Consider the following 12,518-nt stretch of genomic DNA (forward strand, 5'->3'; position numbering starts at 1 on the left):
AAATGGCAGCCAACAACCGAATCGGCTCGAAGCGCCTCGTCGTCGGCGCACACTACGGCCTGCGCGACTGGCTCGCGCAGCGCGTCACCGCCACGATCATGGCGGTCTACACGGTCATTCTGCTCGTCCTGTTCTTCGGCGCGCACGATTTTTCGTACGAAGGCTGGGCATCGATCTTCGCCGCGCAATGGATGAAGCTCGCGACCTTCGTGATGCTGCTTTCCCTCTTCTACCACGCATGGGTCGGCGTGCGCGACATCTGGATGGACTACGTGAAGCCCGTCGGTGTGCGCCTGCTGCTGCAATCGCTGACCATCGTCTGGCTGCTCGCATGTGCGGGCTACGCCGCGCAGATTCTCTGGAGAGTGTAAAGAATGGCTGCAATCAAAACTTCCCTCCCGCGCCGCAAGTTTGACGTCGTGATCGTCGGCGCGGGCGGCTCCGGCTTGCGCGCGGCGCTGCAACTGTCGCGCGCGGGCCTGTCGGTCGGCGTGCTGTCGAAGGTGTTCCCGACCCGTTCGCACACGGTGGCCGCGCAAGGCGGGATCGGCGCGTCGCTCGGCAACATGAGCGAAGACAACTGGCACTACCACTTCTACGACACGATCAAGGGTTCCGACTGGCTCGGCGACCAGGACGCGATCGAGTTCATGTGCCGCGAAGCGCCGAACGTCGTGTACGAACTCGAGCACTTCGGCATGCCGTTCGACCGTAACGCGGACGGCACGATCTACCAGCGTCCGTTCGGCGGCCATACCGCGAACTACGGCGAGAAGCCGGTCCAGCGCGCTTGCGCGGCCGCCGACCGTACCGGTCACGCGCTGCTGCACACGCTGTACCAGCAGAACGTCGAGGCGAAGACGCAGTTCTTCGTCGAATGGATGGCGCTCGACCTGATCCGCGACGCGGACGGCGACGTACTCGGCGTGACGGCCCTCGAGATGGAGACGGGCGACGTCTACATCATGGAAGGCAAGACGACGCTGTTCGCGACGGGCGGCGCAGGCCGGATCTTCGCGGCATCGACGAACGCGTTCATCAACACCGGCGACGGCCTCGGCATGGCGGCCCGCTCGGGCATCGCGCTGCAGGACATGGAGTTCTGGCAGTTCCACCCGACCGGCGTGGCCGGCGCGGGCGTGCTGATCACCGAAGGCGTGCGCGGCGAAGGCGGCATCCTGCGCAACGCGAACGGCGAGCGCTTCATGGAACGCTACGCACCGACGCTGAAGGATCTGGCGCCGCGTGACTTCGTGTCGCGTTCGATGGACCAGGAAATCAAGGAAGGCCGCGGCGTCGGTCCGAACAAGGATCACGTGCTGCTCGACCTGTCGCACATCGGCGCCGAGACGATCATGAAGCGTCTGCCGTCGATCCGCGAAATCGCGCTGAAGTTCGCGAACGTCGACGCGATCAAGGAGCCGATCCCGGTCGTCCCGACGATCCACTACCAGATGGGCGGCATCCCGACCAACATCCACGGTCAGGTCGTCGGCACGTCGCGCGATCACAAGGAACCGGTCAACGGCTTCTACGCAGTGGGCGAATGCTCGTGCGTGTCGGTGCACGGCGCGAACCGTCTCGGCACGAACTCGCTGCTGGACCTCGTGGTGTTCGGCCGCGCGGCCGGCAACCACATCGTCCAGCACGTGAAGAATCAGAAGGAACACAAGCCGCTGCCGGCGGATGCGGGCGAGTTCTCGCTCGCGCGCCTGAACAAGCTCGACAAGTCGAGCTCGGGCGAGTACACGCAGGACGTCGCGAACGACATCCGCGCAACGATGCAGAAGCACGCAGGCGTGTTCCGCACGTCGGCGCTGCTGAAGGAAGGCGTCGACCAGATGGCCGGCCTGAAGGCGCGCGTGGAAAACATCCACCTGAAGGACAAGTCGAAGGTGTTCAACACCGCGCGCGTCGAAGCGCTCGAGCTGGAGAACCTGATCGAAGTGGCCCGCGCAACGATGGTGTCGGCGGAAGCGCGCAAGGAAAGCCGCGGCGCGCACGCGCACAGCGACTACGAACACCGCGACGACGAGAACTGGCTGCGCCACACGCTGTGGTACAGCGAAGGCGATCGCCTCGACTACAAGCCGGTTCAAATGAAGCCGCTGACGGTCGATTCCGTGCCGCCGAAGCCGCGCACGTTCTAAGCCGAGTCAAAGGAATCCGAAATGGCAAAACGCATTTTTGAAGTCTACCGCTACGATCCGGACAAGGACGCAGCGCCGCGCATGCAGACGTACGAGCTCGAGATCCAGCATGAGCGCATGCTGCTCGACGCACTGGTCAAGCTGAAGGCACTGGACGAGACGCTGTCGTTCCGCCGTTCGTGCCGCGAAGGCGTGTGCGGTTCGGACGCGATGAACATCAACGGCAAGAACGGCCTCGCGTGCCTGACGAACCTGAACGACCTGCCGCAGAAGATCGTGCTGCGCCCGCTGCCGGGCCTGCCCGTCGTGCGCGACCTGATCGTCGACATGACGCACTTCTTCAACCAGTACCACTCGATCAAGCCGTACCTGATCAACGACGCGCCGCCGCCTGAGAAGGAACGCCTCCAGTCGCCGGAAGAGCGCGACGAGCTCGACGGCGTGTACGAGTGCATTCTGTGCGCGAGCTGCTCGACGTCGTGCCCGAGCTTCTGGTGGAACCCGGACAAGTTCGTCGGCCCGGCCGGCCTGCTGCAGGCTTACCGCTTCATCGCGGACAGCCGCGACACCGCCACCGGCGAGCGTCTCGACAACCTGGAAGACCCGTACCGTCTGTTCCGTTGCCATACGATCATGAACTGCGTCGACGTTTGCCCGAAGGGCTTGAACCCGACGAAGGCGATCGGCAAGATCAAGGAACTGATGGTTCGGCGCGCGGTATAAAGTTTGATGAGCGACGAATCGCATCAATCCGACCCGCACCGCCGCGCGCGCCTGCGCTGGCGCGCGCGGCGGGGTCTGCTGGAAAACGACATCGTATTCGAGCGTTTCTTCAGCCGATACGAGCATGACCTCACCGATGCAGACGTAGGCGCGTTGTCGCGCCTGCTCGATCTGAGCGACAACGACCTGATGGACTTGCTCCTCGCGCGCAAGGAACCAGAAGGCGACCTAGACAGCCCGGACATTCACCGGCTGTTGGAGATGCTGCGCAACGTGTGACGCCAAGGTGTAACGCGCTGCGCCCGTTATCGAATCCCGTTTCTTTATTTCGATTGAGGATGTGCCATGACTCCGTCTGATGTTAAAGCCACGCTATCGTTCAGCGACAACTCGCCGAGCGTCGAAATGCCGATCTACAAGGGCACGATGGGCCCGGACGTGATCGACATCCGCAAGCTGTACGGCCAGACCGGCAAGTTCACTTACGACCCGGGCTTCATGTCGACGGCTTCGTGTAATTCGGCGATCACGTACATCGACGGCGACAAGGGCGAGCTGCTGTACCGCGGCTACCCGATCGACAACCTCGCACAAAACGCGGACTTCCTCGAAAGCTGCTACCTGCTGCTGAAGGGCGAACTGCCGAACGCCGCGCAGAAGAAGGAATTCGTCGACACCGTCACGAAGCACACGATGGTGCACGAGCAGATGCACTTCTTCTTCCGTGGCTTCCGTCGCGACGCGCACCCGATGGCGATCCTGGTCGCCGCGGTCGGCGCGCTGTCGGCGTTCTACCACGACTCGCTCGACATCAACGACCCGCGTCACCGCGAAGTGTCGGCGATCCGCATGATCGCGAAGCTGCCGACGCTCGTCGCGATGGCGTACAAGTACAGCATCGGCCAGCCGTTCGTGTATCCGAAGAACTCGCTGTCGTACAGCGCGAACTTCATGCACATGATGTTCTCGAACCCGTGCGAAGAGTACAAGGTCAACGACGTGCTCGTCCGCGCGCTCGACCGCATCCTGATCCTGCACGCCGATCACGAGCAGAACGCATCGACGTCGACGGTCCGTCTGGCCGGCTCGTCGGGCGCGAACCCGTTCGCGTGTATCGCGGCCGGTATCGCGTGTCTGTGGGGCCCGGCGCACGGCGGTGCGAACGAAGCCGCGCTGAACATGCTCGAGCAGATCGGTTCGCCGGACAACATCCCCGAATTCATCAAGCAGGTGAAGGACAAGAACTCGGGCGTGAAGCTGATGGGCTTCGGCCACCGCGTGTACAAGAACTACGACCCGCGTGCGAAGCTGATGCGCGAGACGTGCTACGAAGTGCTGAACGAACTGGGCCTGCACGACGACCCGCTGTTCAAGCTCGCGATGCAGCTCGAGAAGATCGCGCTGGAAGACGAATACTTCGTGTCGCGCAAGCTGTACCCGAACGTCGACTTCTACTCGGGTATCGTCCAGCGCGCGCTGGGCATCCCGACGTCGATGTTCACGTGTATCTTCGCGATGGCACGTACGGTCGGCTGGATCGCACAGTGGAACGAAATGATCGCCGATCCGGAACAGAAGATCGGCCGTCCGCGCCAGCTGTTCATCGGCGATACGCCGCGCGAAGCGAAGCCGCTCAACGCACGTTAAACCGCGTGCGGCGCGAGCGGCCGGCAGGTCGCTCGCGTCGGGCAACCGCAACGCCACGACACCCCGACGGGTCAGCCCGTCGGGGTGTTTTCATTTGCGCGGCCGGCGTTGGCCCGAGCCGGCGCGGCGCTCCAGCGACGGCGGCCGCGTGTCGAGCGCGGGCGCGTCGTCGTCCGGTGCATGGCCGTGCTGCTTGAAGAACTGCCGGTACGCGCCGGGCGTCGTGCCGCGCGCGGCGAGGAACTGGCGATTGAAGTTCGCGGCATTCGGAATGCCGCAGCGCGCGGCGACCGTCGCGATCGGCCAGTCGGTGCCGACGAGATGGCGGCATGCATGCGCGAGGCGCAGCCGCTGCACGTAGCGGCCGACGCTTTCGCCGAGATGCCGGACGAACAACCGTTGCAGCGTGCGTTCGGACAGGTGCGCGGCAGCGGCGAGTGCGTCGATGCGCAGCGGTTCGTGGAAATGCCGGTCGATCGCGTCGAGCACGCGGTCGAGGCGTTCGGCTTCGGGCGCGCCCGGCCCGCCGGGCGACGGCGCGCCGTCGGGCCGGTCGTACGCATGCGCGGTGGCGAGCGGTTCGCCGCCGGCTTCCGCGAGATCGGCAAGCGTGTCGAGCGTGGCTGCAAGCCGTACGCGCGGCGACGGATCGAGCAACCGCTGCAGCCGCGCGCGCATCGCGCGGGCCGTCTCCACGTCGAAGCGCAGGCCCGGCGCCGCGCGCCGCAGCAGCGAGCGCAGCGGCGCGTATTCGGGGCAGCAGTCGGCCAGCCGCCGCGCCCAGTCTCCGTCGAACCAGACGACGAGCGCGACTTCGGGCGCGTCGCGATCGATGCGCGCGTTCGACGACCACGTATGCGGCAGGTTCGGCGGCACGAGCACGAGATCGTCGTCCGCGTAGCGCGCGACGTGATCGCCGATGAAGCGCTGGCCGCAGCTGTTGAGCGTCAGCGTCAGTTCGTACTCGGGATGGCGATGCCATTCGAACGGAATGCGCGCGAGCTGGCGGTGATAGACGCGGATCGAACAGCCGGACGCGAACGTCACGTGCTCGTATTGCGGTTTCATCGCGGCCTCCGGTAGGGGCGGGCAGTGCGCCGTGGCATGATCGTGAGCGATTCTCACCAAGGAGCGATGCCATGTTTTCACATGTGTGCGTGGGCGTCGGCGATACGGCGCGCGCCTACGATTTCTATGCGCCGCTGTTCGCGGCACTCGGGCTGCGCCTGAAATTCCGCGAGCCGGACGGCTGGTCGGGCTGGATGCCGGCCAACGCCGAGCGGCCGCTGTTCTTCTTCGGCAAGCCGCTCGACGGCCGCCCACCGGAGCCGGGCAACGGCCACACGATCGCGTTCGATGCGCCGACCCGCGCGCACGTCGATCGCTGCCACGCACTCGCGCTGCGGCATGGCGGCACCTGCGAAGGGCCGCCGGGCCTGCGGCCGCACTATCACCGCGACTATTACGGTGCGTATTTCCGCGACCCGGACGGCAACAAGCTCTGCGTGGTCTGCCATCGTCCCGAATGACGCACGATTGTCAGGATTGTATCGATCATTGGCCGGATAGTGGTAATGGCGGCCGTGTGCCGGCCGTACGCTGACAGCACATCACGACACGCTTTCAGCGAGGAGACGACGATGCAACTGACGATTGACGACCTGCCTGCCGCGATCCGCGCGGCGAAACGGGCGCTGCGCGCCGATTTGCCCGGTTATGCGGCCACGTTCCGCGAAGTGGAGGGCGACATCGCCCGGCAGGTCGATGCGATCCGCCGCGCGCACGCGCACGGCCACGACGTGATTCCGGTCGTGCCGTTCGCGGATATCGCGGGCGGCCGGGTCGATCCGCATGCGGTTGCGGCGATCCGCATGCATGGCGCGGTCGTGATCCGCGGCGTGTTCGATGCGAGGCAGGCACGCGACTGGAACGACGAGATCGGCGCGTATCTGGATGCGAACCGTTTCGCCGACCGGCTGCACGCGCGCGCGGAGGACCGCTATTTCGGCAATCTCGCGTCGGGCAAGCCGCAGATCTACGGCGTCTACTGGTCGAAGCCGCAGGTGGCCGCGCGCCAGTCGCCGGCGCTCACGCAGGCGCGGGTGTTCCTGAACCGCCTGTGGCGGCATGCGGACGGCGCACGTGCGCATTTCGATCCCGACCGGGTGCCCGCGTATGCGGACCGGATCCGCCGCCGGCCGCCCGGTTCGACGTCGCTCGGGCTGTCGCCGCATGTCGACGGCGGCTCGGTCGAGCGCTGGCTCGGCGCGAATTTTCGGCAGGTCTATCGCCATGTGCTGGCCGGCCGCTGGCGCGAGTACGATCCGTTCGATGCGGCGTTCCGGCCCGACGTCGAAGAGATTCCGTCACCGGCCGTGTGTTCGATGTTCCGCACGTTCCAGGGCTGGACCGCGCTGACACCGCAGGGGCCCGGCGACGGCACGCTGCAGCTGATCCCGGTTGCGAACGCGATGGCCTATGTCGTGCTGCGCGCGCTGCAGGACGACGTCGCCGACGACGACCTGTGCGGCGCGCGTCCCGGCCGCGCGCTGTCGATTCGCCCGGAATGGCACACGCTGCTGCTCGATGCGCTGGTGCCGATCCCGCATATGGAACCGGGCGACGCGGTGTTCTGGCACGGCGACGTCGTGCATGCGGTCGAGGATGCGCATCGCGGCGGCGGCGACAGCAACGTGATGTACATCGCGGCCGCGCCCGGCTGCGCGAAGAACGACGCGTACCTGCAACGCCAGCGTTGCGCGTTCCTGCGCGGCGACAGCCCGCCGGATTTCCCGGCCGACCATTTCGAAGTCGATTTCGACGGGCGCGCGGGGGAGGCCGAACTCACGGCGCTCGGCCGCGCGCAGATGGGATTCGAGCCCGGCGCATGACGCGGGGGCGGCCCGTTCGCCGAATCGGCTGCGTGGTGCGCGCAATTCGACGCAATCGGCTGTCGGCGCCGCCGAAATCGACGCGAATGGCGCAATTTGGCTTCCGATAATGGTCCGGTCACGACGCCGCCGGCCCGTGCACGGCACGGGTGCGGCGCAGATCATGGAGGAGTCGATGCAATTCACGCAAGCGATCGTTCGCCGTCCCGCGCCGTCCTGCGGCGCGGGCCTGACCACCGCCGAACTCGGCGCACCCGACTACGACAAGACGCTCGCGCAGTTCCACGCTTACTGCGACGCGCTGCGCATGCTCGCGGTCGAGCTGACCGAACTGCCGCCGCTCGATGCGTTTCCCGATTCGCACTTCGTCGAGGACGTTGCCGTCGTCACGCCGGAATTCGCGGTGATCACGCGCCCCGGCGCGCCCGCCCGGCGCGGCGAGACCGCGCACATCGAAGCGGCGCTGCGCGTGCATCGCGAGCTGCTGCCGATGCAACAGGGCCGCCTCGACGGCGGCGACGTGATGCTGGTCGGCAAGCGCTTCTTCATCGGGCTGACGAGCCGCACCGACGCGCAAGGCATCGCCGCGTTCGAGTCGCTGGTGTCGCGCCATGGATATTCGGTCGTCGCGGTGCCGGTTGGCGCCGGCCTGCACCTGAAATCGGTCGTCAATGCGCTTGGCGACGACACGCTGCTCGTGACCGACGCACTGGCCGCGCATCCGGCGTTCGCCGACTATCGAAGGATCGCGATTTCCGCCGCCGACGAATATGCGGCCAACACGCTGCGCGTGAACGGCACGCTGATCACGCCGGCCGGCTATCCGCGCGTGCATGACGCGATCGCGTCGCTCGGCATGCCGCTGCACGTGATCGACACGAGCGAGTTCCGCAAGATGGACGGCGGCCTGACGTGCCTGTCGCTGCGGTTCTAGTCGATTGGCGCGCGGCGGCGGCGGCCGGATAATATGGCCCGCGTGTGGAACGGCAGACGTTCCTCCCATGAGCCACGACCCGACCGGAGCGAACGCGGATGACCGACAAGAAGATGCAGTTGGACAAGATCGATCTCCGGATTCTCGACATCCTGCGCACCGAAGGACGGATTTCCTACCGGAAGCTGTCGGAACGCGTGAATCTCACGCCGCGGCCGTGCCAGGCGCGCGTGGAGCGGCTCGAGGCGCTCGGCGTGATCGAAGGGTACCGCGCGGTGATCAACGCGCCGCGCGCGACCAAGCCGATCGTCGTGATCGCGCAGATCGTGCTGGCCGACCACGGGCGTTCGCAGGCGCCGTTCGAGGACGAAATGCGCGGGAATCCGGCCGTGCTCGATTGCTGGCTGGTGAGCGGCACGTTCGATTTTCTCGTGCGGCTCGCGTGCGAGGATCTCGACGAGTACCGGCGGATCGCGAACGTGTGGCTGGAAAGCCCGCGATTCCGGATCGAGAAGATCGTGACGACGGCCGAACTGCAGACGATCAAGCGCAGCGTCGTGTGAGGCGAGCGGCCAGCCAGGGCCGGTTTCGATGCGAATGACCGGCGCGATCGATTCGCATTCCAAATTGAATCGGCTGGCCCGGATCACGATCGGGGTGAACATTACGGATGCCGCGCAAGCGGCAGCGCAGACGGCCGCGCCGTCCGGAGCGACGCTGAAACGCCGTCTGCAGGGCCGTCGCATCGCGATGATCGCGATCCAGCTCGCCGCCGGCGCGATGAATCCGTTGATCCTGACGGCCGTGCTGTCGGCCGGCAATTCGGGTGCCTACGCGGCGACACGGATGCTGTACAACCTCGCATCGGAAGGGCGCGCGCCGATGTTCGCGACGCTGTCGCCGCGCGCGCAAGAGCCGGCTCGTGCGCTACGAGGAAATGGACGTCGGGCCGTGGCTCACGCGCTCGGTCGCGGCCGTCGACGCGGCCGCCGCGCGGCACGGGCCACCGCGCCGGTCGGTCGCTGCGGCGATGGGGTAACGGCAGCCGACCGTTACTTGTCCAGCTCCGGATAGTGCCGGAAGATCCCCATGTCGTTGAACGGGATGCGGCGTTCCGACTCGAGGTAGTGCGCGACGGGCGGATGCCGTGCGACGCGATCGTGCAGCGCGACGAGCCCGGCGATCTTGCGTTCCGCGCGCTTCATCGCTTTCGGAAACGCATAGCGCAGGCCCTCGATCAACTGGAACATCGACAGGTCCGCGTAGGTGAGCGTGTTGCCCGCGATATAACCGCTCTTGTGCGGATTCTGTTCGAGCACGCGATCGAAGTAGCCGAGGAATTTCGGCAGCCGGTTCTCGAGGAAATCGGCCGCGCGCTCGGCCGCTTCCGCCTTCTGGTCCTCGTAGTACAGGCCGCTGCCGATCGGATGGTGCGTGTCGTGGATCTCGGTGATGAAATCGGCGGCGGTCAGCTGGAGCTGGTGCACCCACAGCCGGCCGGCTTCGTCGTCGGGCGCGAGTCCGAGCCGCGCGCCGAGAAACAGCAGGATGTTCGCGGTCTGTCCGACGACCACGTCGCCCGCCTTCAGGAACGGCGGTGCGAACGGCACGCATTCCGCTTTCGTGTCGTCCATCATGCGCATCATCGCCGCCACGCCCATCCCGCGTCCCGATTCGCGCGCGACGTCGACGTAGTCGGCCTCGGCTGCTTCCAGCGCGAGGCGCACGTACTCGCCGCGGCCCTGGATTTCAGGCCAGTAATAGAGTTCATATCGCATGCAGTGCTCCTGTCCGGTCGATGCGCCTGGATGCACGCACCGCGATGGCGGGGAGGGCGGCCGTGCGCCGCCCGTTGCGAATAGACAGTCTACGAGATCGAGTGCGAAATGCCAGCGGCGCCGCGTGTCATGCGCGGCGTTCGTCGCGCCCACACGCCTTCGTGGCTGCGTTCGACCAGTTCACCGCCGATCATGCCAGGGTGCGTGTCGCCGCTGGCGAAGCGGGTCAGCGCCAGCGCAAGCCCGTCACCTATGGGCGCGAACAGGCCCTGACCTTCCCCGTCGGTCGGAAGCTGCCCCGATGCGGAACCCGCGAGGACGAACCCTGCAAGAAACGGAAGGAAAGGCGCGTTTTCGGCCGGTCGTTTAATCGTATGCCTCGTTGCGCGGTTCCGGATCGCTTGATTTGGAAATGATCATTTCCTATAATGCCGCATGGCGACGAAAATTGCACCGAACGTTGGCAGGCCGCGAGAATTCGACATGGAGCAAGCGCTGGACGGCTTCATCCGCGTCTTTCGCGAGCGTGGCTATCATGCGACTTCCATCGGCGATCTGTCCCGGGAGACAGGGCTCACCACCGGCAGTCTTTACAAGGCTTTTGCGGACAAGAACGCCATATTCGTTGCCGCGTTGAACCGGTACGTCGATCGGCGCGCGAGCGAACTCAACACGATCCTTGCCGATGAAAGGAACGGACGGGACAAGGTGCGCGCGCTGCTGCGCTTTTATGCGGACGTCTCGCATGGAGACGAGGGCCGAAAGGGCTGTCTGGTCGTGGGCGGCGCTATTGTTCTCGGTACGTTGGATAGCGAGATCGCCGACATCGTTCACAAATCGATGCAGCGGGTCGAGCGTCTCCTTCGCGATTTGATCAGGCAGGGGCAGGCCGATGGGTCCGTCGATGCCGCGCTGAACGCACAAGCCACGTCGAGCTGTCTGTTCGCCATGGTGCAGGGGCTTCGAGTGGTGGGTAAGCTCGGCCAACGCCGCAGCGATATGTCGATGCTGGTCGACGAGGCCATGCGGCTGCTCAACTAGGGTAGAGCGTCATCCCTTGGGTAACTCGATGTGAAGTAACACGCGAAACCACGCGTGCGCGCGATCTGGTTCTGTCGAATTAGGAAACGATTATTTCCCAATGCCATTGCTCGCGCTGCGCGTGGTGAACCATCATCCAGGAAAGTCGATTCCATAGAGAGGACGAACTTATGCACCAGCATCAATCGACCGCGGATTCTTTGCCGCTTGCGACCACACCCTATTTTCGCGAAGACCCGCGGCTCAGCGGCTTTCGTCATCGGTTCGATACGGTGGACGGGGTGCGCCTTCATTATGTCGAAGGCGGCCGCACCGACGGCGAGACCATTGTGTTGCTCGCGGGGTTTCCGGAAAGCTGGTACGCGTGGCGCAGAATCATGTCCCTGCTCGCGGACGAATTCAGGATCGTGGCGCCGGATCTTCCCGGGCAAGGCGACTCGGACCGGCCGCTCACCGGGTATGACACGCAGACCGTCGCGACAACGCTTGCGCGCCTGCTGGAGCGGCAAAATATCTCGCGCTTTTACCTGGCCGCTCACGACGTCGGCGCATGGGTCGCCTATCCGTTTGCGGCGATGTATCCCGATTCAGTGAAGCGCGTGGCGTTGCTCGACGCCGGGATACCCGGCATCACGCTGCCCGACGCACTGCCGATCGAGCCTCGCAGCGCATGGCGCACGTGGCACTTTGCATTCCATGCGGTAGCCGACCTGCCGGAGACGTTGATCGCCGGCAGGGAGCGCGCGTATCTCGATTGGTTCTTGCGTCGCAAGGCGGCAAATCCCGAATCGTTCTCCGACGCGGATATCGACGAGTACGTCCGGGTGTTCACCAGGGACGGCGGGTTGCGAGCGGGCCTGGCATTTTATCGGGCCGTGTCGGAATCGTCGGCCCAGAACCGCAAGCTGCAGGCGCGAGGAAAGCTGACGATGCCCGTGCTCGCTGTCAGTGCCGACCAGGGATCCATACCCGACATGGCAGGGCCGCTCGAACATGTCGCGGAAGACGTGACGGCTGCGACGATCGCATATAGCGGGCATTTCATCCCTGAGGAACAACCGCAGGCGCTGGCGCGCGCGTTGCGCAATTTCTTCCGGTAGCACGTCGCCGCGAGTCGATTGCAAGGGCTGGAGCGGCCCACGACGGCCGACATGGTGCGCGGAGCAAGCCCCGTCGTGCGGCACGCGCCTGTGCCGCACGCGCTGCCGCGCTTGCCGGGTAATACTTATCCGGGTATCGCGTGTACCACCCAACTCACTGTTTTTATTCACTTTTTTCGTTATCGTGGTACTCCATGGGCCGATTTTGCGTGGCATAATCGATCGCATCCGCAAGGCTTGTAGTCACAACGACC

13 protein-coding genes and 1 pseudogene are annotated in these 12,518 nt (G+C 65.4%); 12 read left to right on the forward strand and 2 right to left on the reverse strand.

The features are described from left to right. Positions 1-2 precede the first annotated feature (2 nt). The 5 genes from sdhD to gltA all read left to right on the forward strand — a co-directional run bounded on the left by sdhD (position 3) and on the right by gltA (position 4,520). Positions 3-371, forward strand: coding sequence for a succinate dehydrogenase, hydrophobic membrane anchor protein (gene sdhD / locus QZM15_RS00415; RefSeq protein WP_006487767.1), 369 nt, complete (start codon positions 3-5; stop codon positions 369-371). Positions 372-374: 3 nt separating this feature from the next. Next, entirely contained in the window at positions 375-2,150 is a 1,776-nt protein-coding gene (sdhA, locus tag QZM15_RS00420) for a succinate dehydrogenase flavoprotein subunit (protein WP_059582803.1), read from the forward strand. 21 nt (positions 2,151-2,171) lie between these two features. After that, complete coding sequence (locus tag QZM15_RS00425) at positions 2,172-2,873, forward strand: succinate dehydrogenase iron-sulfur subunit (protein ID WP_006479352.1); 702 nt, start codon at positions 2,172-2,174, stop codon at positions 2,871-2,873. A gap of 6 nt (positions 2,874-2,879) precedes the next feature. Beyond that, complete coding sequence (locus QZM15_RS00430; RefSeq protein WP_059582797.1) at positions 2,880-3,152, forward strand: succinate dehydrogenase assembly factor 2; 273 nt, start codon at positions 2,880-2,882, stop codon at positions 3,150-3,152. A gap of 66 nt (positions 3,153-3,218) precedes the next feature. Next, entirely contained in the window at positions 3,219-4,520 is a 1,302-nt protein-coding gene (gene gltA / locus QZM15_RS00435; protein ID WP_011881720.1) for a citrate synthase, read from the forward strand. Positions 4,521-4,610: 90 nt separating this feature from the next. Here gltA and QZM15_RS00440 read toward each other — a convergent pair whose 3' ends face one another. Further along, a complete protein-coding gene (locus QZM15_RS00440) occupies positions 4,611-5,588 on the reverse strand; it encodes an AraC family transcriptional regulator (protein ID WP_302105557.1) in 978 nt (325 codons plus the stop codon). A gap of 71 nt (positions 5,589-5,659) precedes the next feature. On the opposite strand from QZM15_RS00440, the gene QZM15_RS00445 reads away from it, so the two are divergent. The 5 genes and pseudogenes from QZM15_RS00445 to QZM15_RS00465 all read left to right on the forward strand — a co-directional run. Then, positions 5,660-6,049 carry a VOC family protein gene (locus QZM15_RS00445; protein WP_302105558.1) on the forward strand — a complete coding sequence of 130 codons (390 nt, stop codon included), beginning with the start codon at positions 5,660-5,662 and terminating at the stop codon, positions 6,047-6,049. A gap of 111 nt (positions 6,050-6,160) precedes the next feature. Further along, positions 6,161-7,411 carry a DUF1479 domain-containing protein gene (locus tag QZM15_RS00450; protein WP_302105559.1) on the forward strand — a complete coding sequence of 417 codons (1,251 nt, stop codon included), beginning with the start codon at positions 6,161-6,163 and terminating at the stop codon, positions 7,409-7,411. 175 nt (positions 7,412-7,586) lie between these two features. After that, entirely contained in the window at positions 7,587-8,345 is a 759-nt protein-coding gene (locus QZM15_RS00455; RefSeq protein ID WP_059639859.1) for a dimethylarginine dimethylaminohydrolase family protein, read from the forward strand. 98 nt (positions 8,346-8,443) lie between these two features. Then, positions 8,444-8,908, forward strand: a complete 465-nt coding sequence (locus QZM15_RS00460; RefSeq protein WP_302105560.1) for an Lrp/AsnC family transcriptional regulator — start codon at positions 8,444-8,446, stop codon at positions 8,906-8,908. A gap of 202 nt (positions 8,909-9,110) precedes the next feature. Then, positions 9,111-9,384, forward strand: a pseudogene (locus QZM15_RS00465) (hypothetical protein); the annotation flags it as partial. Positions 9,385-9,397: 13 nt separating this feature from the next. Here the strand turns inward: QZM15_RS00465 and QZM15_RS00470 are convergent. Continuing rightward, positions 9,398-10,123: a glutathione S-transferase gene (locus QZM15_RS00470; RefSeq protein WP_059582781.1), complete on the reverse strand. Its 726-nt coding sequence runs from the start codon at positions 10,121-10,123 to the stop codon at positions 9,398-9,400. A gap of 435 nt (positions 10,124-10,558) precedes the next feature. Here QZM15_RS00470 and QZM15_RS00475 point away from each other — a divergent pair, with 435 nt between their 5' ends. Beyond that, positions 10,559-11,164 (forward strand): TetR/AcrR family transcriptional regulator, encoded by a 606-nt coding sequence (locus QZM15_RS00475; protein ID WP_302105561.1) that lies wholly within the window; start codon positions 10,559-10,561, stop codon positions 11,162-11,164. A gap of 170 nt (positions 11,165-11,334) precedes the next feature. Next, positions 11,335-12,264, forward strand: a complete 930-nt coding sequence (locus QZM15_RS00480) for an alpha/beta fold hydrolase (protein ID WP_059639170.1) — start codon at positions 11,335-11,337, stop codon at positions 12,262-12,264. The last annotated feature ends 254 nt before the right edge of the window (positions 12,265-12,518 follow it).

The organism is Burkholderia sp. AU44665, from assembly GCF_030504405.1.
Classification (GTDB): domain Bacteria; phylum Pseudomonadota; class Gammaproteobacteria; order Burkholderiales; family Burkholderiaceae; genus Burkholderia; species Burkholderia semiarida.

What these genes read in the sequence shown, in the direction of transcription:
- sdhD (WP_006487767.1), top strand. Translation starts at nt 3, where the DNA reads ATGGCAGCCAACAACCGAATCGGCTCGAAGCGCCTCGTCGTCGGCGCA.
- sdhA (WP_059582803.1), top strand. Translation starts at nt 375, where the DNA reads ATGGCTGCAATCAAAACTTCCCTCCCGCGCCGCAAGTTTGACGTCGTG.
- QZM15_RS00425 (WP_006479352.1), top strand. Translation starts at nt 2,172, where the DNA reads ATGGCAAAACGCATTTTTGAAGTCTACCGCTACGATCCGGACAAGGAC.
- QZM15_RS00430 (WP_059582797.1), top strand. Translation starts at nt 2,880, where the DNA reads ATGAGCGACGAATCGCATCAATCCGACCCGCACCGCCGCGCGCGCCTG.
- gltA (WP_011881720.1), top strand. Translation starts at nt 3,219, where the DNA reads ATGACTCCGTCTGATGTTAAAGCCACGCTATCGTTCAGCGACAACTCG.
- QZM15_RS00440 (WP_302105557.1), bottom strand. Translation starts at nt 5,588, where the DNA reads ATGAAACCGCAATACGAGCACGTGACGTTCGCGTCCGGCTGTTCGATC.
- QZM15_RS00445 (WP_302105558.1), top strand. Translation starts at nt 5,660, where the DNA reads ATGTTTTCACATGTGTGCGTGGGCGTCGGCGATACGGCGCGCGCCTAC.
- QZM15_RS00450 (WP_302105559.1), top strand. Translation starts at nt 6,161, where the DNA reads ATGCAACTGACGATTGACGACCTGCCTGCCGCGATCCGCGCGGCGAAA.
- QZM15_RS00455 (WP_059639859.1), top strand. Translation starts at nt 7,587, where the DNA reads ATGCAATTCACGCAAGCGATCGTTCGCCGTCCCGCGCCGTCCTGCGGC.
- QZM15_RS00460 (WP_302105560.1), top strand. Translation starts at nt 8,444, where the DNA reads ATGACCGACAAGAAGATGCAGTTGGACAAGATCGATCTCCGGATTCTC.
- QZM15_RS00470 (WP_059582781.1), bottom strand. Translation starts at nt 10,123, where the DNA reads ATGCGATATGAACTCTATTACTGGCCTGAAATCCAGGGCCGCGGCGAG.
- QZM15_RS00475 (WP_302105561.1), top strand. Translation starts at nt 10,559, where the DNA reads ATGGCGACGAAAATTGCACCGAACGTTGGCAGGCCGCGAGAATTCGAC.
- QZM15_RS00480 (WP_059639170.1), top strand. Translation starts at nt 11,335, where the DNA reads ATGCACCAGCATCAATCGACCGCGGATTCTTTGCCGCTTGCGACCACA.